We start from the raw sequence: 21,080 nt of genomic DNA, 5'->3' as shown, positions 1-21,080 counted from the left end.
TTTTAATAGTTCGCCTTACGGGCGGGGAGTTTCAACCATGCTTGAAACAAATACTACTCCTTTAGTTGGCAGCTTGATCCCTTACGCAACGGAGTTGCATACCGGCTTTAATGCTGACATAAGATAATGATAATCTGCCTTCCGAATACTTTGCATTGATTGTACTCATTAATCCAAAGAACTGTATATTGGTAAGTAGTCCGCTGGTGCTATTGTATACGGGCTTGAAGGCAGTCGAAGTCATAAGATAATTCATTGCCGGTTTTCCGTGCCATGCAGTTTGAATATTGGCATCTTCTGCTATTGCCGTTTTTTGATAGCTGCCGGCACCTGTAAGGCTTGTTGCCATACGAACGCCGGAGAATTGGTAATTGAATCCTGCATTATTCAGTGATGATATTTTGGCGCCGTCATAAACTGCATCATAGAAAAGAGCTTTATCACCATCAGCCGGTACCTTGCCGTCGACATCATTCGTTGTTTTTCCTACCAGATTAAAGTATTCCAGACGTGTTGGTATGTGCCAACCTTTCGGACAAATACCTTGCGCTCCTTCAAAAGAGTTCAGATTACTTTCAGTAATTTCCTTACCGCCCAGTGCAACTTGGAAATCATATAGATAACCTAATTCTTTGATAGCACTTTCCTCTGTTGTGGCTACGGTTGCACCGTCAGCTTTGATTTCATACGGGTACCAAACATGGCTATCAGCAGTAGGATCGGTAGAAGGAGTATATCCTTTCGGAAGATAGATAAGCGGTTCAGCCATCCACGTAGTACCGTTTGCCAAAGTTACCGTGTTATATTTTACATTATCGTATAAGAAATAGTTCTCATCGAGATGTTCTTCGAAAGGAATCTCATTGTCTGCTCCGATTTCACCTTCATCTGTCCAGTTTTCGATGTCACCGATAAGTTTAACCTCTATATCGTCAGGCAATACACGGATGTTTACGCTGTATTGTCCTCCTTGCGCTAAAGTAGTAGATGTGAGTTTCTGCGACAAGGTCTTGCCATCAGAAGTTGCTACTTCGAGCGTCAAAGCTACCGTTTGGGGAACGATGAGGGCGCGGTAAGTTTTGTTCGCTTCAACAACCTGTGCCGTAATGTTTGTAGCTGCGACATTCGCGTCAGCAGTAACTGTAAGGGCAGCCAGATCAAGAGTTGCAGTCGGGATAGAGCCTTTCAATGCAATGGATGTTATGTTGGCTTCTACTTCCTTTGTTACATTAATGACCAGTTTGGTAAGCAGATGCTTAAAGTTCATTGTTATAGTATTTACAGTAGGAAGTACATCTTTATTGCTTGCTGCCATAAGGTCTGATGCCCCATATCCGGTGGTCTGATCGGCTTCTACAGAAAAAGAAGTAGGAGTATTACCTTCTCTATAAGGATAGTATGCTACTATCTGCGATTTGTCATTTCCTTCCGGATACCAAAGCAAGTCACCTGCAAATACTCCGTCATTGAATGTCATCTGTTTATTTTCCGCATATACGAAGTCATCGTTTTGGATGATTGTAACGCCAATTTTATCTCCGGTCTCAAAGTTAACTTCGGTAGCGCGTGTGATAACAGGCGAGATAGTAATACGACTGTTGGCAGGTGTCAGCGTTTCGTTCTCTTCCTGCTGGCAAGATACCAAAAGTGCTGCTGCAAAGATAAATGTTAAACTCTTTTTCATTGCTTAATAATTTAGTTTATATATATTCATTGTTTTCAAAAAGCATATCCCGGTCCTCAAAAAGTATATCCTAACTTGATAGTCTCATTCCAACGGCTCGAACCATCTATATAGTGAAGGTTGAAACCGCGTGTATAACTTCCCTGTACTTCAGCATAGATCCCATGGTTGAAATGATAGCGTAAACCGAGACGAAGCGTTGCTTGTGGAGCGGTAGCATATTCATTCTGCAGATTATAATAATCTGTCAGACGATAAGGTGGATCACCCGGCTCCGTATCTGTTGCAACGACTCTGTTTTTCTCGGTAGAGTTTCCTATGGCAAAGGAAGCGGCTGCCTTTAAGTCAAATTTCCCTATATGAAACACGCTGGATACATAAGTCTGCGTACAAAGCATCTTTTCCGACGCTACATACGGATACATCTGGGTAGTCAGTCGTTTGAAAGTTGAAATATGTGTTCCCAAACGAACTTCTGTACGAGGACTTATAAATTCATATTCGGGATGGACCGAGAAAGCATCTCTTTCGAAAATGCGGTTGGAGCCGTTGATATAAGTCGTCGTTATTCCGTTAACAGTCTCCTTATTAATCACATTCTCGTTGTTGACCAAATGTGACCATTGCAGGTTCAATCGTAGAAAATGCTCTTTCTTTCCCTGTTTGAAATGATAACTCAAATGAGAGGCAATCCGGTGAGTGGGGAATTTGAACCAGATAGCATCTCTTTCACCGGCAGACCCCGAAGAATAGGTATATTCGATATCTCCATAAAATCTCTTCCATTGAAGTTGCAGTGCTCCCCCGTTAGACAGTTCTTTGATCGGAAAGCCGTTGATTCCCGATTCGCTTAGATGAATCCCGCTGCCGTCCCATGCTTCATAAGCTCCATACATCAGTCCTTTGTCCAAGAAGGCGTTGTAGGAGTTTTCGGTAGTCCCGATTACTTCCGCCTTGACCGATTCGCTGTTTTTGCTGAACATATAAGAAAAACCGATGGCTAGATCGCCCGAGTGATACATCACACTGGGGGCTACTTTCAAATCCAGCCGGTAATTGGTATGTCGCAAGTCTTTCCGTTTGGAATAGTTGGAGGCGGCAAAGTCAATCTTTCCTCCCAATCGCCAGTTAGGTGCAATATCTGATGCAATACCGCCCATAAAAGCGTATCGTTGCAGGTCTTTGCGTCCGGGAGTGAACTCTAGAATGTCTACCGGATAAAATCCCGGCTGGATAAACATGGAACCACTCATGTCCTTACCGGAAGTATGATCGAATGAGAAAGAACCAGTCAGCGAATACCCTTTCAGATGAGTGATAGACTTGGCTATTGCTCCGGCATTCCATGATTTCTCCGCTTCGTAAGAGTGGTGGAAATCACCATGGTTATTCTTACCATACAGTTCGGCATAGGAAGAAGAGATGCTATCCATCCTGATACCTGTAACATTTTTTCCGGTATTCCAGGAATTACGCCGTTCTATAATGTCGTAAGTCTGTGCCGAAACACCGTACACTATACATAGTAACCAAAGACCTGTTATATATATTTTTTTCATCTCACTCATGCAAAGATTGTTTTTCTCTTTCATAAAAATCGGTAGAAGAGTTGTTGGTGTCCATCAATACTTCATAACCTGCTTCCTGCGTAGCTTCTTCGTCCACATGTCGATATAAGCTGCGTCCGTTGTATGTCGCACTTTGAGTGACATATCCTGCGTCGATGGAAGGAGATATACGTTTCTTGTTGTTGGAGGAACCACCGTAGTACACTTCCGCTCCATCAATCACCCAGTCGAGCGGAACTGCTATCACCCGGTCGGTGGTACTTCCCGGTTTTTGTATCACACTTCCCTCTTTTAGAACAAAGTCCTGTATCGTGGTATCCTTAGCTTTAAAGATAACCGTAGCAGGAGAAAAGATAGAGAACGAGTAAGCATTCGCCTGTCCGGTTTTCAATACCACGTTCAGATAATGATCCGGTGTGATTTGATCCCCCGGAGCCGGATGATACTGTGTATTCGGAAAATAAACGTTATTGTAGCAGACAAAGTATCCCGGTTTGTTCAGATTGACAGATTGCGGGTATTGCGCTGCATGGTCAACTGCCCCATTGATGGCAATCACTGCATCTTCTCCCGGTTGAAGCGGGAAAGTCTTGCCGGTACCGCCAAACTGCCAGATGCACTGAACGATGGGAGCAAAATCCCGGAAGATGGTTGCTCCGGTTATTTCATCCTGCGTTACCCAGACATTGGTAGCTTGGGAATTGTAAGGATCAAGCGCTCCGAAACATAAACTATCGAGATATTGCACTTCCGAATCGTTATTATGCAGGATTATATATTTGTCGGACTGGTAGTTTCCCTCCAGCGGCAACTTTGTACATCCTCCGCAATAAATCTCCTTAATAATAATAGCCCCGGCTCTGGAATGGATGAGCGGGAGGTTGAACGCCATGTTTCCGCTGGTCAGTTTCACATTATCGGCCAGTCCGTTGAAAATATCCTGTCCGTCCTTGTCGCTGACCTGCACGCGATATATACCTTTAGTCAGAGAGAATTGCGCCACTCCGTTCTTGTCGGTTTTAGCCTTGTAAGAATTTCCACGATCGACATCTTCAATCTTTACGGTCACTCCTTCCCGGAGATATTCCGAGTATCCATCCGGGTATACGGCAGTCACTTGCAGGCTGTGCAACTGATCGTCGTACGGATTCTCTTTATCAAGATCCGTGCATCCTGCAAAGATCCCGGTCACTGTTAGTAATAATATGTAGATAGACTGCTTCATATCTTTAAAATTTAATACGGCAAGTAAGTCCATAATAGAAATCCGGGGTAAAGAGCGCGCTCACACCGGTTGCATGAGATTTTACATACGGCCGTGAATTGGTGAAATTGATAGCGTTGAGAGAAAGAGACACATGGTCGCCAATCTCTTTGGTTATGTTGATATTGGCGGAGAAATAAGGATCATATCCATCCGCTGCAAATGTGTAGGCATTGCCCGATTTGCGTATCAGATAAGAGAATTCCGGATTCTCGGCTTCGGCTGACGTGAAAGGATGCATCTCATTGTTCAGGTCGAGATATGCCACCGGCCAGATAGCCGTATAAGAGTCACCGTTATAAATGCTTCCACCCGTTTGGGCATTGCTGCTTTCACTTACGTTGAACGCGTATTCTTTTCCCTTATATTCGGAGATATTCTGCGAACGCTTCACAAGCGAAGCCTCCAGTCTGCATGAAATAATCAGTCTGGCTTTCGGAATACGGGTGATGGCTGTGATATTGGCATCCAATGAGTGGGTACGTTTACCGTTGGCAGTCGTCGATAAGTTGTCGCCATTGGCATAGATACCTACATATTGGTAGGAGCGGTTGGCAAGACTGGTGTGCGACCATCCGTTCTGATAATAATAAGACAAAGAATTGTCGATATATTTAGTATAAGCATAGGAGGCATCTAACCGGAATTGCGTACGGATAGGAGTTATTTCCGGGAAATCAACAATCATTTCCGCTCCGCGGCGAATGACGTCCATTCCATTATCGGGAGAGGTTGACTTGACAAAAGTCTGGTCGGTCACCTTTACGTCCATAGGAGTCCAGTAGCTCGATGCATTGTCACGTATGTACACCATTCCTGTCTGATTATCCACATTGATTTGCGGATTGGCCGGCATAGTGAATCCCTCTGGTAATTGGAGAACATCGTAAGAGAACGGGTTATAGGAACTCGTGTATTTATACGGTAACTTGGTACGGTTGAAATAACCGACTAGCGAAATCCTGGTCCGGGCTATATGGACGTCAATGCCCAATTCCGAATTCTGATTCCGTTGCCAGCGTAGATTTTCATTGTGCAGTAATGTGTAGGGCTGGCTGTAATAGATATAAGATGATTCATTGTTATTATAGGAAAAACCGAATGTCTGTATGTCCCGGTATTCCTGTTTGGGGTACAAGGTATAGAAAGAGGGAAGCTTTTCAGTGATTCCCCAACCGCCACGGATAGCGATATGTTCGTTCAACTGCCATCTGGCATTGAAACGCGGTGAAAGAGTATTCAGGTTTTTATAGTTCGTTCCCTTGATAAACAAATGTTCCCAACGCACTCCCGCCATCAGTCTAAGCATCGTGTTTCCCACTGGTAACGACAGACTCTCTTCTGCATAAAGCGAAACGTTATGCATATATGGATAAGCGGTGTAAGGGCGGGGGCGATAACCGTTCGGAGCCAGTGAAGGGTCTTTGTAATATTCTCCTTCACCCACATTCCCTGTTGCTTTCCACTGAACACCCGCTTTCAGGTTACTGTTTACAGTCTTGAATCGTCTGTTCCATTCATATTTTAACGATGCGGCATAATCCAGTTCTTTGGAGTCGATGATCTGATCTGCGAAGTAGGTATATGGCAGTTTGTTTGCCATAAAATATCCTTCTTGCGTGGCATGAACAGCCGGCTGTTCCGATGCATACGAATAGAAAGTATGTGCATGGGAATTGTTGTCATTGTAATATACCGATGCGTCGAACTTGAGGTTGGTAATCCACGATTTGTTGAGCAGCCAGGCCAGTGAAGTGTTTGCCCGGAATACGTTATCCCTCACTTTGTTGTATTCTCCCGAATAGGCATCCGGGTCATCTTTGGTATTCATTCCTCCGATATTACCTGTAACACCGATATCGAATCTGAACACTTTGCTGAAAGTGTTGCTATATCCGGCAGAGAATCCCCTTCTCGTATAAGACGAATAGGGAGATACCAACTTTTGGGTAGCCTTTGTCCATTCTCCGTTTATATTGATAACGCCTTTGTCGTTTCCTAAATCCAATCCTTTGGAGAAGGAAACCTGTTCGGTGCGGGGATTGATGGACAATAATATGTTCCAGGGTGTTTTCCCTTTTCGGGTGTGAATCTTGACCATTCCGCTATTCAAGTCCCCATATTCAGCCGAAGGTACTCCGGTGATGACTTCAACCGATTCAATATCCGCCACGGTGATATTACGGGTATCCACTCCGTTCATATTTCCAAATGAGCCATTATTGCCAATACGTACCCCATCCACTTCAACGGCTGTCCCAAAGGCTGCATTACCGGCTGTCGACCCTCCGTCGCGTAATGAGAAGATATTATTAGTGGTAAGATCCGGCACTTTTGTCTTTCCTCCCGGAAGAAGAGCGGAGATATCGCTCACGTTGGATACCTGCAAATGTTCCAGCGCATTATTACCGATGGTGAGCGTAGTGTTTAACTCATTCTTGGGCGCTTGTGCAGTAACGACTACATCATCCAGTGCAAGCGTGTTTTCTTTGAGTTCTATATGTAGGTTTTTGATATTACTGTGCACATTTACCGGAATTGTTGCCGGTACATAACCCAGAAAAGAAACTTCCAGATTATATTTTCCCTCCTGCACTCCTTGTATCGTGAATTCGCCTTTCTGATTGGATACAGCCCATAAATAGGTGCCTTTAATGAGAATGGAAGCACCGGGCAAGGGGGAATTCGTTTTGGGCTCGGTCACACGTCCCGAGATTGTATAGATGTTTGAATTAGCTGCGGCCTCAAATAAATTGAAAAATAGCAGCCCCCAGAATGCTATGTTAAAAAGACAATATTTCATAGATAAGTTTTGTGCAAAATTCGATAAAAACCAAGTTTATATCAATCACTATAAATAGCTATTTTCACAAATCTTAATACCTGCAACTGGGGATATTTTACCTAATAATAGGTACCTTTTCTTTAATAGGTAATTTAGAAAATAAAAAAACGGCTTGCATTGCGATCACTATCACATTGCAAGCCGGTTGATTTATTTGGCTTATCTGTCATTGACCGGATATTATATCCAGTCTATTGTATTAGATATTTTTTACTTTAATCAGATATTCGGCAATCTGAACAGCATTCAGAGCAGCACCCTTCTTGATCTGGTCACCTACAATCCAGAAAGTTAATCCGTTTTCGTTTGTCAGGTCTTTGCGGATACGGCCTACGTATACCGGATCTTTACCTGCCAGGAACAGCGGCATCGGGTATTCTTTTTCTGCCGGATTGTCCTGAAGAACCAGCCCTTCACCGTTAGCGAATGCTTCACGAGCTTCCTCTACGGAAATCGGACGTTCTGTTTCTACCCAGATACTTTCCGAGTGAGCACGTAATGCAGGAACACGTACACAAGTTGCACTAACCTTTACGTCAGAATGCATGATCTTACGTGTTTCATTATACATCTTCATTTCTTCTTTCGTATAACCGTTTTCTGTGAATACGTCAATCTGCGGAATCAGGTTGAAAGCCAACTGATAGGCAAACTTCTCTACAGTCACAGGCTCGTTTGCCAATACCTGGCGATATTGTTCGTACAATTCGTCCATCGCAGCAGCACCCGCACCGCTTGCTGCCTGATAGGTAGACACGTGCACGGTTTTTATATGAGAAAGCTTTTCGATGGCTTTCAGTGCAACTACCATCTGGATAGTCGTACAATTCGGGTTGGCAATAACGCCACGCGGACGTTCCAATGCATCTTCGGCATTTACTTCAGGCACAACCAAAGGTACATCGGCATCCATACGGAATGCGCTGGAGTTGTCGATCATCACAGCACCATACTTGGTGATTGTTTTTTCGAACTCCTTGGATGTTCCTGCACCGGCAGAAGTGAAAGCAATGTCTACCCCTTTAAAGTCATCGTTGTGTTGTAAGAGTTTCACCTCGATCTGTTTACCGCGGAAAGTGTAAGTTGTTCCGGCACTACGTTTAGAACCGAACAAAACTAACTCGTCCATCGGGAAGTTTCTCTCATCGAGCACGCGCAGGAATTCTTGTCCTACGGCTCCGCTTACGCCAACAATAGCTACTTTCATCTTTTTCTTTTGTTAAATTGTGAATATTGAATTTCTCTCCTTATCCTGTCGAATAGAAAAGATTTGGCTGCAAAATTATAACAATTTAGCATATAAACATCGCTTTTGAGAGAAATATTTCAGTTTTTCGGCGGATTTCTTTAACCTTACGTATAATCAAGTGTGGTTGTTGGACGGGATAAATGCACCAAAAGGGATGCGTTCTCCGTCGCGATGCGAATCGGATTGGTTTCGTAGCTTGATAAGATTATCTTTATTGCCTAATATTACTTCGTTTAACTATAGTGTAACGAAAGGATAACTATAGTCTCCCTTGCGTATAACTATAGTCATACGAAAGGGAGACTATAGTAGAACGAAATAAAAGTGCCTAACGAAATAGATCTTGATAGGTAAGCGGGGGAAAAAAAGTAGTAAAGTAAGTAATTGACTGCTGAATAATACGTCTGGACATTCATTGTGATTCTGCAAACTTTTTTGTTCCTTTGCATTGAATTCCTAAAGCCACAGCCTATGAACCTGTTTGATTTTAATTTAACCTTACCGATTACCGACCCGACTTGGGTATTCTTTTTGGTATTGATTATCATTCTCTTTGCTCCGATGATCCTCGGACGTCTTCATATACCTCATATTATAGGCATGATTCTGGCGGGTGTGTTGATTGGCGAACACGGCTTTCATGTGCTCGACCGTGACAGCAGTTTCGAACTCTTCGGCAAAGTGGGATTATATTATATCATGTTCCTTGCCGGACTCGAAATGGATATGGAGGACTTTAAGAAAAACCGGACGAAAAGTGTTGTGTTCGGCTGGCTCACCTTTCTGATTCCGATGGCGTTGGGAATATGGAGTAGTATGAGTATGCTGGGTTATGGCTTTCTCACGGCGGTGTTATTGGCAAGTATGTACGCTTCCCATACTTTAATAGCTTATCCTATTATTAGCCGTTATGGATTGTCGCGTTTGCGCAGCGTCAATATAACCATTGGGGGGACGGCTGTCACCGTCACCCTTGCTTTGATTATTCTTGCCGTCATAGGTGGTATGTTTAAAGGCACTGTTGATGGTTGGTTCTGGGTATTTCTTGTGGCAAAAGTGGCTTTTCTCGGATTCCTGATTGTTTTCTTCTTTCCCCGTATCGGGCGTTGGTTCTTCCGGAAGTATGATGACAGCGTGATGCAGTTTGTGTTTGTGCTGGCAATGGTCTTCCTTGGAGGAGGATTGATGGAATTCGTGGGAATGGAAGGAATTTTAGGCGCTTTCCTGGCAGGCTTGGTGTTGAATCGTTTGATTCCTCATGTATCTCCTTTGATGAACCGCCTGGAGTTTGTGGGAAATGCCTTGTTTATTCCTTATTTCTTGATTGGTGTCGGGATGATTATTGATGTAAGGAGCCTGTTTACCGGAGGTGAAGCATTGAAGGTGGCTATTGTAATGACGGTGGTGGCGACCTTTAGTAAATGGTTGGCTGCTTGGATTACGCAGAAGATATACCGGATGCAGTCGAATGAACGGAGCATGATATTTGGCTTGAGTAATGCGCAGGCTGCGGCTACACTGGCAGCAGTACTGATCGGCCATGAAATCATTATGGAGAATGGAGAACGTTTGTTGAATGATGATGTATTGAACGGCACGGTAGTGATGATACTTTTCACTTGCGTCATCAGTTCTTTGGTGACTGAACGTTCGGCCCGCCGTTTTGCTCTGGATGAAAATGTGCAAGCGGAAGAAGAAGCTAAACAGATAAATAAGGAACAGATCCTGATTCCGGTCGCTAATCCGGAGACGATTGAAGATTTGGTTAATCTGGCTTTGGTGATAAAGGATGCCAAGCAAAAGAATGCATTGGTGGCATTGAATGTGATTAATGATAATAACAGTTCGGAGAAGAAAGAGCAGCAGGGCAAACGGAATTTGGAGAAGGCTGCTATGATTGCTGCTGCCGCCGATGTGCCTGTCACGATGGTGAGTCGTTATGATTTGAATATTGCTTCGGGGATTATCCATACGATTAAAGAATATGAAGCTACGGATGTTGTGATCGGTTTGCACCGGAAGGCCAATATTGTCGATTCTTTCTTCGGACATCTGGCTGAAAGCCTATTGAAAGGTACGCATCGTGAAGTGATGATTGCCAAATTCCTGATGCCGGTTAACACCCTGCGCCGAATTAATATTGCTGTTCCGCCAAAGGCTGAATATGAATCGGGTTTCTCAAAGTGGGTGGAACATTTCTGCCGTATGGGAAGTATCCTCGGCTGTCGGGTGCATTTCTTTGCCAATGAGCGTACATTGATGCGCCTTCAGCAACTGGTGAAGAAAAGACATGCAGGTACCCCGACAGAATTTTCCATCCTGGAAGAATGGGAAGATCTTCTGTTATTGACAGGACAGGTGAATTATGACCACTTGCTGGTGGTTGTTTCTGCCCGTCGCGGGTCTATCTCTTACGATACCTCTTTTGAACGTCTGCCGGCGCAACTGGGAAAATATTTCTCTAATAATAGTTTGATTATCATCTATCCCGATCAGTTTGGAGAACCGCAGGAAATTGTGTCATTCTCTGATCCTCGCGGGCATAATGAGTCTCAACATTATGAGAAAGTGGGTAAATGGTTCTATAAATGGTTAAAGAAAAACTGATGGAAAGATACGACTGGCAACAGAGAACAGCACTCCTGTTAGGAGAGGAAAAGATGGAACGCATCCGGAACGCGCACGTATTGGTCGTGGGATTGGGTGGAGTGGGAGCTTACGCCGCCGAGATGATCTGCCGCGCAGGAGTCGGACGGATGACGATTGTAGATGCCGATACAGTGCAGCCTACCAATATGAATCGTCAGTTGCCGGCCATGCATTCCACACTGGGAATGTCGAAAGCGGAAGTATTGGCTGCCCGTTATAAAGATATAAATCCGGATATCGAATTGACCGTTCTGCCCGTCTACCTGAAAGATGAGAATATACCGGAACTGTTGGATGCCAATCAATATGATTTTATAGTAGATGCTATTGATACGATCAGTCCGAAATGCTTTCTGATTTATGAGGCGATGAAACGTCGTATAAAGATTGTTTCCAGTATGGGAGCAGGAGCGAAGAGTGACATCACCCAAGTTCGTTTTGCCGATCTTTGGGAGACGTATCATTGCGGTTTGAGCAAGGCGGTACGGAAACGCTTGCAGAAGATGGGGATGAAACGGAAACTTCCGGTAGTGTTCAGTACGGAACAAGCCGACCCGAAAGCCGTGTTGCTGACGGATGATGAACAGAATAAGAAATCGACGTGTGGAACAGTCAGTTATATGCCGGCCGTGTTTGGGTGCTATCTGGCTGAATATGTCATTAAACGATTATAAAGGCTATTATGATAAAACTAGAAGGTATAACGAAGAGTTTCGGCTCATTACAGGTGTTGAAAGGCATTGATCTGGAAATCAACAAAGGAGAAATTGTCAGTATCGTAGGTCCGAGCGGTGCCGGTAAAACGACTTTGTTGCAGATCATGGGCACTCTCGATGAACCGGACGCAGGTACGGTGCAGATTGACGGAACAGTAGTAAGCCGGATGAAAGAGAAAGAACTATCTGCGTTTCGTAATAAGAATATCGGTTTTGTTTTCCAGTTTCATCAACTGTTGCCGGAGTTTACGGCATTGGAAAATGTGATGATTCCCGCTCTCATTGCAGGCGTTTCTTCTAAAGAGGCAAATGACCGTGCCACGAAGATTCTGGATTTCATGGGACTGGTTGACCGGGCTTCTCATAAACCGAATGAACTGTCGGGAGGTGAGAAACAACGGGTAGCGGTAGCGCGGGCTTTGATTAACGACCCGGCAGTTATTCTGGCAGACGAACCATCCGGTAGTCTGGATACACATAATAAAGAAGATTTACATCAACTGTTCTTCGATTTGAGGGACCGTCTGGGGCAGACTTTTGTCATTGTGACGCATGACGAGGGACTTGCCAAAATCACGGACCGGACAGTCCATATGGTGGATGGTATGATTAAAAAATATTAATTAGAGAACCTAACTTCTAAAAATGTATACCAAAAAGGTAGAGCCTTGCAAGTGTTCTATCTTTTAGCTATATATTTATAGTCGCTTCTCTACGGAAGTCTGTGAAGATGATAGTAGAGTGTTTGTTTTGTTTGTGTGTGATGCATTCTTGTCTGGTGTGATAGGAATGCATCTTTTTTTATTTATTATAACAAATGTAGGGCTCGATCCGTTCAAGATCAATAGGAGTGAACTCCTCATAAAGGGATAATTGCTTCAGACTTTTTAAGATTCCTTTCTTTTTCCGATATTCTATGATGACCTTCGCTTGATAGTAGTTTATGTATGGATGACGCATCATTCGTTCCATACCGGCTTTGTTTAAATTGATACGGTGTATCTGATCGGTGTCAATAGAAAACCACGGGCGGAGCCTTTCTGCTTTTAGATGAATCTCCTGTAACTGCTCTATCCGGCAAAAGCCTCCCAGCCGTTCGCGGTAATTTACGATCATCCGGGCAATAGTGCTTCCGACTCCCGGAATCTTTTTAAGTTCTGTGGTATCAGCAGAGTTGAGGCTGACGACAGTTCCCGGTTGGTATTTCACAAGTGTGTCCCGTTGTATGCTTTGTACGGTTAATAACCGTATTGTATCTTTATCTTTCGAACTGAAATCTTCTGTAATTTGGATATAAGGATGAAGAGTCTGGTATTGTTCTTCTGTGAGTCCGTATATCTTCCGAAAATCCTCCGGATGGCGGAATTTGCCTTGTTTATGGCGATAGTGCAGGATATTCTTTATCATCCAGGGTGGTAATCCGAGCGAAAGGAAAGTGGTGGAGTCTGCGGTGTTCGGATCGAACATCGTAAGCTTGATTTCCCTTTGAGGGGTTGATGGAAAAGAATGACCGGACTTTGGGTGAGGTTTTGTTTCCCGGAGGGAGGAAATAAAGTCATTATATTCTTGATCGGCTTTCTCATTCTTTGTGCAGCCGGTATCTTCGGCACGAGTGAAAAAGGCAAAGAGTTCAGGAGCTGCATATACTCCTAAAATAAGAACGACAAGGACGATAATGCCTTGTCGTTCGGTTTTAGTATAATAAAGGAAGTCTTTCAACATTATAGCTTGATTAGCCCAAGTTCATTGATAAATATCAGTGAGATGGCGATTGGTGCGATATATTTTAATATAAAGATGATAAGCTTGTATACCGGTATCTTTAACGAGCCGTCATTGGTAATCTCTGACCATACAATCTTTTTATCCAGATACCATCCGGTAAAGAGGGAGATACACAGTCCGCCAAGTGGTAACATGATTTTAGCTGTTACAAAGTCGAAGAGATCGAACATTCCCAGTCCGAAAACGGTGAATCCTTTCATGACTCCCAATGATAATGAACAGAATATTCCGAGGAAGACACAACCGCCTGTGACTAACCTTGCTGCTTTTCCACGGGAAAGATTAAACTCCTCGTGAAGATAAGCGGTTACTACTTCGTGCAAAGAAATGGTAGAAGTTAAAGCAGCCATCGCCAACAATGCGTAGAACATTACAGAGAATATGTATGCTAATACGGGAACTCCGCCAAATGCCTGTTGGAATACATTAGGCAGCGTGATAAAGATGAGACTGGGACCTGAATCCGGTTGTATGCCAACCGAAAAGGCTGCCGGGAAGATGATAAATCCGGCTAGTATTGCCACAAAAGTATCAATGATTCCTACACTGAAAGCTGTTTTAGTCAGGTTGGTTTCTTTACTGAAATAAGAGGCGTAGGTGCAAAGGCATCCCATACCCAGACTCAAAGAGAAGAAAGCCTGTCCCATAGCACTTAAAAACACATTTCCGTCCACTTTGCTAAAATCGGGTTTGAGCAGGAATTCAATACCCGCACCAGCTCCCGGCAGAGTGACCGAACAAACTACCAGTATGAGGATAATGATAAACAAGGTAGGCATCATGATCTTCGAAGACTTTTCAATCCCCTTTTCTACTCCTTTCACGATGATGAAATGAGTAATCAATAAAAATGCTACCAGCCATACGACCGGTCGCCACGGGCTACTGGAAAATTGTTGGAAAGAAGAGATAAACTCTCCGGAGTTTTTTCCGGCAAAGCCATTGGTGGCAGCCTCAAAAATATATTCAAGTGTCCATCCTGCTACTACTGCATAATAACTAAGTATAAGAAAACCTGCTAATACTCCCATGCGTCCTACCCAACGCCAATGCGTTTCCGGAGCTAGTGTTTGATACGCTCTTGCAGTGTTGGCTCTTGATCGGCGTCCTATCAGGAACTCGGCAATCATAATAGGCAATCCCAAGAGAAAGATGCAACCTAAATAGATCAGTATAAAAGCGGCACCTCCATGATTTCCTGTTTCGTATGGAAACCTCCATATATTACCCAACCCGACTGCAGAACCGGCAGAAGCGAGTATAACCCCTAATTTGCTGCCGAAGTTCACTCTATCAATTTTTGCCATAGATCTTGTTTTATCTTACAAATCGTTATAAAATATACGAGTTAAAGTGCAAATATAGAAAATGATACTTATATTTGCACGAAAATTGTAATATTATTTAGATATGCTATCTTATATTAAGAAATATCCTATCTCGCTTTTTATCATTTTGACAGTGATTTATCTGTCGTTCTTTAAACCGCCTAAGACGGATTTGAATGAAATTCCCAATTTAGACAAACTGGTTCATGTTTGTATGTATTTCGGTATGTCGGGGATGTTGTGGCTGGAGTTTTTGCGTGCACATCGCAGGGATCATGCTCCGATGTGGCATGCGTGGGTAGGTGCGTTCCTTTGTCCGGTGCTTTTCAGCGGTTGTGTAGAGTTGCTGCAGGAATACTGTACTACTTACCGGGGTGGTGACTGGTTGGATTTTGCGGCCAATACAACAGGGGCGATTCTGGCTAGTTTAGTGGCCTATTATGTCGTACGGCCGAGGATGAAAATAAATAGTAAAAGCAACCTATGAACAACAAAGGTGAACGATAAGCCGTGAACGATGGCAAATAATAAACGGTGAATAATGGATATGATATAGTCAACCATTATTCACCGTTTATCATTTATCATTTGAAGTTTACCATTCCGGCTTTATAGAAATTCTACCGTTGAACTAAGCTTGATTCCATTGGAACCTTTAATAAGAATGGTATATCCTTTGGGTTTATCTTCTTGCAAATCCTTTATAACTTCCTGCACATCTGCATAAGTTTTAAAAGTATGTTCACTTGCGGCAAACTGTTCTCCCACGAGCCATACTTTCTCAAAATCACTTTCTTTGATGTAGTCAACGATTTTCTGATGCTCGGCCGGGCTATCAGCACCCAGTTCGCGCATATCTCCTAATATGAGCATCTTGTGAGGGACTGTCATGTTCCGGAGGTTTTGCAAGGCAGCCATCATGCTGGTTGGGTTTGCGTTGTATGCGTCAATGATAAGCGTGTTATCTTCCGTCTTTTTAAGTTGGGAACGGTTGTTCTGTGGCGTATACTCTGCCAGAGCTTCATCGATCTTCTTTGCTTCCACTCCGAAGAAACGTCCGATAGTGATTGCAGCCAGGGCATTCGGGAAATTATATTCTCCGATCAACTGTGTACAGACTTGATGGAGTTCACCGTCTTTACCGGCTTTCCATTCGAAAGCAAGATAAGGCGAATTGCCGGTAATCCGGCCATTGACATAGAGATCATCTTCTGTTCCATAAGAAATCAGGTTCAATCCCTGTGAGATATTCATCAAATAGGGGTTATCGTGATGGATAAAGGTGATGGCATCTTTCTTGCGGAGGAAATCATAAAGCTCTCCTTTGGTCTTGATAACTCCTTCGAAAGAACCGAATCCCTCCAGATGAGCTTTGCCTACGTTAGTGATAATACCATAATCCGGTTCGGCTATTTCGCAAAGAAACTTAATTTCCCCCGGATGACTGGCACCCATCTCAATGACGGCAAGGTCATGTTCCGGTTTCAATCGTAGCAGGGTAGTCGGTACACCGATATGGTTGTTGAGATTACCTAAAGTATAAAGCACATTATGGTTTTGGCAGAGAACACTGGAAATTAATTCTTTGGTAGTTGTCTTCCCATTAGTGCCTGTAATGCCAATCACTCGCGTTCCAAGTTGGCGGCGATGATAGTTGGCAAGCTGCTGCATGGTTTGCAGGCAGTCGTCTACAAGTATATATCGTTGATCGCCTTCTATGGCATACTGTATTTCATCGATAATGGCAAACGCGCATCCGGAGTCCAGTGCTAATTTGGCAAATGCATTACCGTTGAACGACTCACCTTTCAAGGCGATAAACAAAGAACCGTCCGGGCAGTTCCGGCTATCAGTAGTTACTGATTGGCAATCCAGAAAAATCTGGTAAAGAGCAGAAAGTTTCATAACCTGATCTTTTATTTAAAACGTTGCAAAGATAGGCTATTCTTTCGGATTTAATGGGAGTTCGGACAGTTTTTTGCTTAGGCATATATCAAAGGAAGAGTCAGGATCATCCGGCATCCTTCTGTGTAAGAAGTGTCGATCCGGAGGCTGCCTCCTAACTTTTCGGCAATACTCCGGCATATCGGAAGTCCGAGCCCGGTGCCCTGCGTGAAAGAGTTCATTTTGTAGAAACGTTCAAATACTGCTTCCTGTTGGTCTTTCGGGATGCCTGTTCCTGTATCGGTGACGCTGATTTCAATTTTCTTTTCTGCTTCCAATACGGAATAAGCGATGCGAATACTGCCACGAGTCGTAAATTTAGCGGCATTATGTGCCAGGTTGTTCAATACTTGTGATATACGTTCCGAATTACTGCGTATGAGCAGGCTTTCTCTTTCAGGTTCGAATAAAACCTCCACATCTTTCTGCGTGTTATCTTTGGCAACTTCAGATGCAAGTTGACAGATTGCATGAAGGTCTGTTTCGGCGTCAGTGGGCAGTTGTTCATATTGATCCAGTTCGGATAGCGTGAGCACATCAGTCACCAGTCGAAGCAAGTCGTTACTGTTGCTTTTGATGATATTGACAAACTCCTGTGTTTCCGGACTATTGCTGTAATGGTCGCTTAATACCTGCGAGAAGCCTACGATAGAGTTGAGCGGTGTGCGGATTTCGTGCGTCATGCTCTGGATAAATGTTGTTTTCATCCGGCTGCTTGCCTCCGCTATATCTTTGGCTTTACGCAATTCTTCCCTCGATACCATAAGTTCTTCATTCCTTGTTTTAAGTTCGGCTTCCGAAACTTTCAGTTTGCGTTTCAGGAAGTTTTCTCTATAAAGGAATATGAATAAGATACCTAATAAAATAATCAATGAAATAATCAAGGTTGTTTTATTATGCAACTCCTTCTCTTGTGCCTGAAGCATGAGTTCTTTCTTTTCGGCATTGAGCTTTTCTACATTTAATAAGGTGGCGAATTCGCTGCTGGCCACTTGTTCATTGGCTATTTTCAAAGAGTCATCCGTGTTGATGTACATTTGCAGATATTTGACTGCCAGGTTCATATTCCCCATCTTTTGGTAGATTTCTCCCTGTGTGCGGTAATGGATGCTGCTAAGTATGCTTTCGCTTAAACGACGTTCTTCTTTTTCCTGCATTTTTGCAGCTTCCAGCGCTTTCGGATATTGTTTGGTCTGCTGGTAGTATAAACATTCTATATTATACAGTCTCTTTTTGATAGACTCCAGTCTTTTGTCCTGTTCAAATGCTGCCTGACACTCCTTCAGTAATTTTTCGGCAGCTTGAAAGTCGCCGAACTTGCTGTAGTAGTTTACGAATTCCAACTTGGCAGATATTTGTTGCGTAGAGGAATTGGCAGTTGCAATGGCTTTTTCTACAGCAGCCAATGCTTCTTTTTGCTTTTTCTGGTTGATGTAATAGTTGGCTATCTGGGCATAAGTCTGGGAGATGTTGTAGTTTTCGATCTTGTATTTTTCAGTCAGCTCGATTTCTTTCAATCGCCACTCGAACGCCATCGAATCGAATCTTTTGATGGTGTAGATTTGCGACATGATGTTATAGCAACGGGAGAGGCCGGTCTTATCATCCTCTTCTTGAGCTTCTTTTAACATGTTTTGCACTTCATAAAGTGCTATGTTCGTTCTGCTTGTTTTTAGGTAATAGGTGATTAATCTGTTAGCCCATGCGAAGTAATAGTATTTAGGCTGATGAGTGGCCTTGGCGAATTCTTTTACTTTGTTGGTATAGTGGATTACGCTATCTTCATTGGTTCCCTGGAAATAATAATAGTCCAGTTGAGTGGCTATGGCTACTGCCTGCATTCGTTCGTCCTGCCGTTCGCCGGCCATTCGGAATAAAGTGTCGGACATATTAAGTACAACAGGCTCTAATAAGTATTCTTGACAACGTTGATAATATTCATAGAGAGTAGAGTCAACATTGAAAGTTTCAGCCTCTTTTTGAGCTTTAGCAGTAGTGGTAAAGAACAAAATGAGGAAAAGAAATCCTACGCGAAATAGGGTTAATCGGCTCATGGTATGAATTTTTCGGGTTCTTCTATAGTTTGCAAATATACGTTTATTTCTTCTTTTTAGTACGAATACTTGCTTTTTTTATCTACATTTGTAGGCGATCTAAAAGGAATGTTGTCAATGATGAAACCTATATCTTCTATTTATATAAATGTAAAAGGGCGGTTGCTCGATCTTGCTACTCCGCAGGTGATGGGAATTTTAAATGTTACTCCCGATTCTTTTTATTCCGGCAGCCGGATGCAGACTGAAGAAGACATTGCTGCCCGGGCCCGGCAGATACTTGATGAAGGTGCTTCAATAATTGATATAGGAGCCTATTCTTCACGACCGAATGCCGAACATATTTCTGCTGAAGAAGAGATGCGAAGACTGCGCACCGGTTTGGAGATCCTGAATCGTAATCATCCCGATGCCATTATTTCCGTTGATACTTTCCGGGCTGATGTGGCGGAAGAATGTGTGAAAGAATATGGAGTGGCTATTATTAATGACATAGCTGCCGGTGAAATGGATCACCGGATGTTTCAGACAGTAGCCGACTTGGGAGTACCTTATATAATGATGCACATGCAGGGAACTCCCCAAAATATGCAGAAAGAACCGTCTTATGATAATCTGATAAAAGATGTTTTCCTGTATTTCGCCCGTAAAGTGCAGCAACTTCGCGACTTGGGAGTGAAAGATATTATTCTCGATCCGGGATTCGGATTCGGAAAGACACTGGAACATAATTATGAACTATTGGCACATCTGGAAGAATTCCATATCTTCGAACTTCCTGTTTTAGTGGGAGTTTCACGAAAATCAATGATTTATAAATTGTTGGGAGGAACCCCGCAAGATTCATTGAACGGGACAACCGTATTGGACACTGTTGCGTTAATGAAAGGAGCGCATATCCTGCGGGTGCATGATGTGCGTGAAGCGGTGGAAGCTGTCCGGATCACAGAGAAATTAAAAATAGAGAGTGGATATGACAAATAAGAGGAGGGTGCATGTTTTTTGAGTTTGGCATAAAAGATTTTATCGATATTCTGCTGGTAGCTTTTGTTTTGTACTATACCTACAAATTGATGAAAGCTTCCGGTTCTATCAAGGTGTTCACCGGAATTCTGGTTTTTATCCTGATCTGGCTGGTGGTGACGCAAGTGCTGGAAATGAAATTGTTGGGCTCTATTTTCGACACATTGATGAATGTGGGGGTGATCGCATTGATTGTTCTTTTTCAGGATGAGATACGCCGTTTCCTCTTGACTTTGGGGTCTCACCGACATGTCAGCGCACTGGCCCGTCTTTTTAACGGTTCGAAAAAAGAGTCGTTGAAGCATGACGATATCATGCCGGTGGTAATGGCTTGTTTGAATATGGGGAAGCAAAAAGTCGGCGCATTGATTGTTATTGAGCATAACGTTCCTTTAGACGAAGTCGTCCGTACGGGCGAGCTGATTGATGCGGCGATCAACCAACGTTTAATCGAAAATATATTCTTCAAGAATAGTCCGTTGCACGATGGCGCAATGGTAATCAGCAAAAAACGTATCAAGGCGGCAGGATGTATTCTTCCTGTATCCCATGATTTGAATATACCGAAAGAACTTGGCTTGCGACATCGCGCAGCAATGGGAATCTCTCAACAGTCGGATGCTCATGCTATTATTGTTTCGGAAGAAACAGGCGGTATCTCCGTAGCCTATCGCGGACAATTTTATCTTCGTCTGAACGCGGAAGAATTGGAAAGTCTGCTGACAAAAGAAAACTGATTTTATAGTGCTAGGCCAATGGTCAAATAATGATGGTCGTTTTATGACTATCATTATTTGACCATTGGTGTTTTATTTATTATCTTTAGGGCAATAACAATAGATATGAATAATCCTTTTGTGACTAATGGTTATGTTTCTGCCAAGTATTTCTGCGATCGGGAATAAATGAAATAAAGCAAAATAGCGCCAATTGGCGCTATTTTTGCTTCTGTCTCTTATACACATCTCCGA

Annotated in this window: 15 protein-coding genes; 6 read left to right on the top strand and 9 right to left on the bottom strand. The window is 43.2% G+C overall.

The genetic code is table 11. The features are described 5' to 3' along the window. Positions 1 to 61: 61 nt before the first annotated feature. The 5 genes from LPH68_RS10760 to LPH68_RS10740 form a co-directional block, all read right to left on the bottom strand. Positions 62 to 1,684: a fimbrillin family protein gene (locus tag LPH68_RS10760; RefSeq protein WP_118407379.1), complete on the bottom strand. Its 1,623-nt coding sequence runs from the start codon at positions 1,682 to 1,684 to the stop codon at positions 62 to 64. Positions 1,685 to 1,740: 56 nt separating this feature from the next. Beyond that, positions 1,741 to 3,252, bottom strand: coding sequence for a DUF6850 family outer membrane beta-barrel protein (locus LPH68_RS10755; RefSeq protein WP_230296928.1), 1,512 nt, complete (start codon positions 3,250 to 3,252; stop codon positions 1,741 to 1,743). After that, on the bottom strand, positions 3,245 to 4,477 hold the full coding sequence (locus LPH68_RS10750) for a DUF4876 domain-containing protein (protein ID WP_008642975.1): 1,233 nt from the start codon (positions 4,475 to 4,477) through the stop codon (positions 3,245 to 3,247). Before LPH68_RS10750 ends, LPH68_RS10755 begins: the two co-directional genes overlap by 8 nt. A 4-nt stretch (positions 4,478 to 4,481) precedes the next feature. Beyond that, positions 4,482 to 7,319: a TonB-dependent receptor gene (locus tag LPH68_RS10745; RefSeq protein ID WP_141408809.1), complete on the bottom strand. Its 2,838-nt coding sequence runs from the start codon at positions 7,317 to 7,319 to the stop codon at positions 4,482 to 4,484. A 241-nt stretch (positions 7,320 to 7,560) separates the two neighbouring features. Further along, complete coding sequence (locus LPH68_RS10740) at positions 7,561 to 8,568, bottom strand: aspartate-semialdehyde dehydrogenase (RefSeq protein WP_004299708.1); 1,008 nt, start codon at positions 8,566 to 8,568, stop codon at positions 7,561 to 7,563. A 513-nt stretch (positions 8,569 to 9,081) separates the two neighbouring features. Here LPH68_RS10740 and LPH68_RS10735 point away from each other — a divergent pair. From LPH68_RS10735 to LPH68_RS10725, 3 genes are read left to right on the top strand one after another with little or no spacing between them, the layout of a single operon-like run. After that, positions 9,082 to 11,217: a cation:proton antiporter gene (locus LPH68_RS10735; RefSeq protein ID WP_118407375.1), complete on the top strand. Its 2,136-nt coding sequence runs from the start codon at positions 9,082 to 9,084 to the stop codon at positions 11,215 to 11,217. Then, on the top strand, positions 11,199 to 11,933 hold the full coding sequence (locus LPH68_RS10730; RefSeq protein WP_151923103.1) for a ThiF family adenylyltransferase: 735 nt from the start codon (positions 11,199 to 11,201) through the stop codon (positions 11,931 to 11,933). Before LPH68_RS10735 ends, LPH68_RS10730 begins: the two co-directional genes overlap by 19 nt. Before the next feature lie 8 nt (positions 11,934 to 11,941). Then, entirely contained in the window at positions 11,942 to 12,598 is a 657-nt protein-coding gene (locus LPH68_RS10725) for an ABC transporter ATP-binding protein (protein WP_004314881.1), read from the top strand. A 178-nt stretch (positions 12,599 to 12,776) separates the two neighbouring features. Here the strand turns inward: LPH68_RS10725 and LPH68_RS10720 are convergent, their stop codons facing one another. Together LPH68_RS10720 and LPH68_RS10715 are read right to left on the bottom strand one after the other, a co-directional pair. Next, positions 12,777 to 13,697: a helix-hairpin-helix domain-containing protein gene (locus LPH68_RS10720; RefSeq protein ID WP_151923104.1), complete on the bottom strand. Its 921-nt coding sequence runs from the start codon at positions 13,695 to 13,697 to the stop codon at positions 12,777 to 12,779. Next, positions 13,697 to 15,067 (bottom strand): sodium-dependent transporter, encoded by a 1,371-nt coding sequence (locus LPH68_RS10715; protein WP_151923105.1) that lies wholly within the window; start codon positions 15,065 to 15,067, stop codon positions 13,697 to 13,699. Before LPH68_RS10715 ends, LPH68_RS10720 begins: the two co-directional genes overlap by 1 nt. 103 nt (positions 15,068 to 15,170) lie before the next feature. On the opposite strand from LPH68_RS10715, the gene LPH68_RS10710 reads away from it, so the two are divergent. Continuing rightward, positions 15,171 to 15,575, top strand: a complete 405-nt coding sequence (locus LPH68_RS10710; protein ID WP_151923106.1) for a VanZ family protein — start codon at positions 15,171 to 15,173, stop codon at positions 15,573 to 15,575. A 122-nt stretch (positions 15,576 to 15,697) separates the two neighbouring features. Here the strand turns inward: LPH68_RS10710 and murF are convergent, their stop codons facing one another. Continuing rightward, positions 15,698 to 16,993: a UDP-N-acetylmuramoyl-tripeptide--D-alanyl-D-alanine ligase gene (gene murF, locus LPH68_RS10705; RefSeq protein ID WP_151923107.1), complete on the bottom strand. Its 1,296-nt coding sequence runs from the start codon at positions 16,991 to 16,993 to the stop codon at positions 15,698 to 15,700. A gap of 77 nt (positions 16,994 to 17,070) precedes the next feature. Continuing rightward, positions 17,071 to 19,086: a HAMP domain-containing sensor histidine kinase gene (locus tag LPH68_RS10700; RefSeq protein WP_151923108.1), complete on the bottom strand. Its 2,016-nt coding sequence runs from the start codon at positions 19,084 to 19,086 to the stop codon at positions 17,071 to 17,073. A gap of 117 nt (positions 19,087 to 19,203) precedes the next feature. Between LPH68_RS10700 and folP the strand changes: the two genes are divergently transcribed. After that, entirely contained in the window at positions 19,204 to 20,070 is an 867-nt protein-coding gene (folP, locus tag LPH68_RS10695; RefSeq protein WP_192923073.1) for a dihydropteroate synthase, read from the top strand. A gap of 11 nt (positions 20,071 to 20,081) precedes the next feature. Then, entirely contained in the window at positions 20,082 to 20,846 is a 765-nt protein-coding gene (cdaA, locus tag LPH68_RS10690) for a diadenylate cyclase CdaA (RefSeq protein WP_004299718.1), read from the top strand. Positions 20,847 to 21,080 lie beyond the last annotated feature (234 nt).

It is taken from the genome of Bacteroides sp. 1_1_30 (assembly GCF_020982715.1).
Lineage (GTDB): Bacteria > Bacteroidota > Bacteroidia > Bacteroidales > Bacteroidaceae > Bacteroides > Bacteroides xylanisolvens.
Note: the sequence above shows the minus strand (reverse complement) of the source record. Positions and strands in the feature narration are given on the sequence as shown.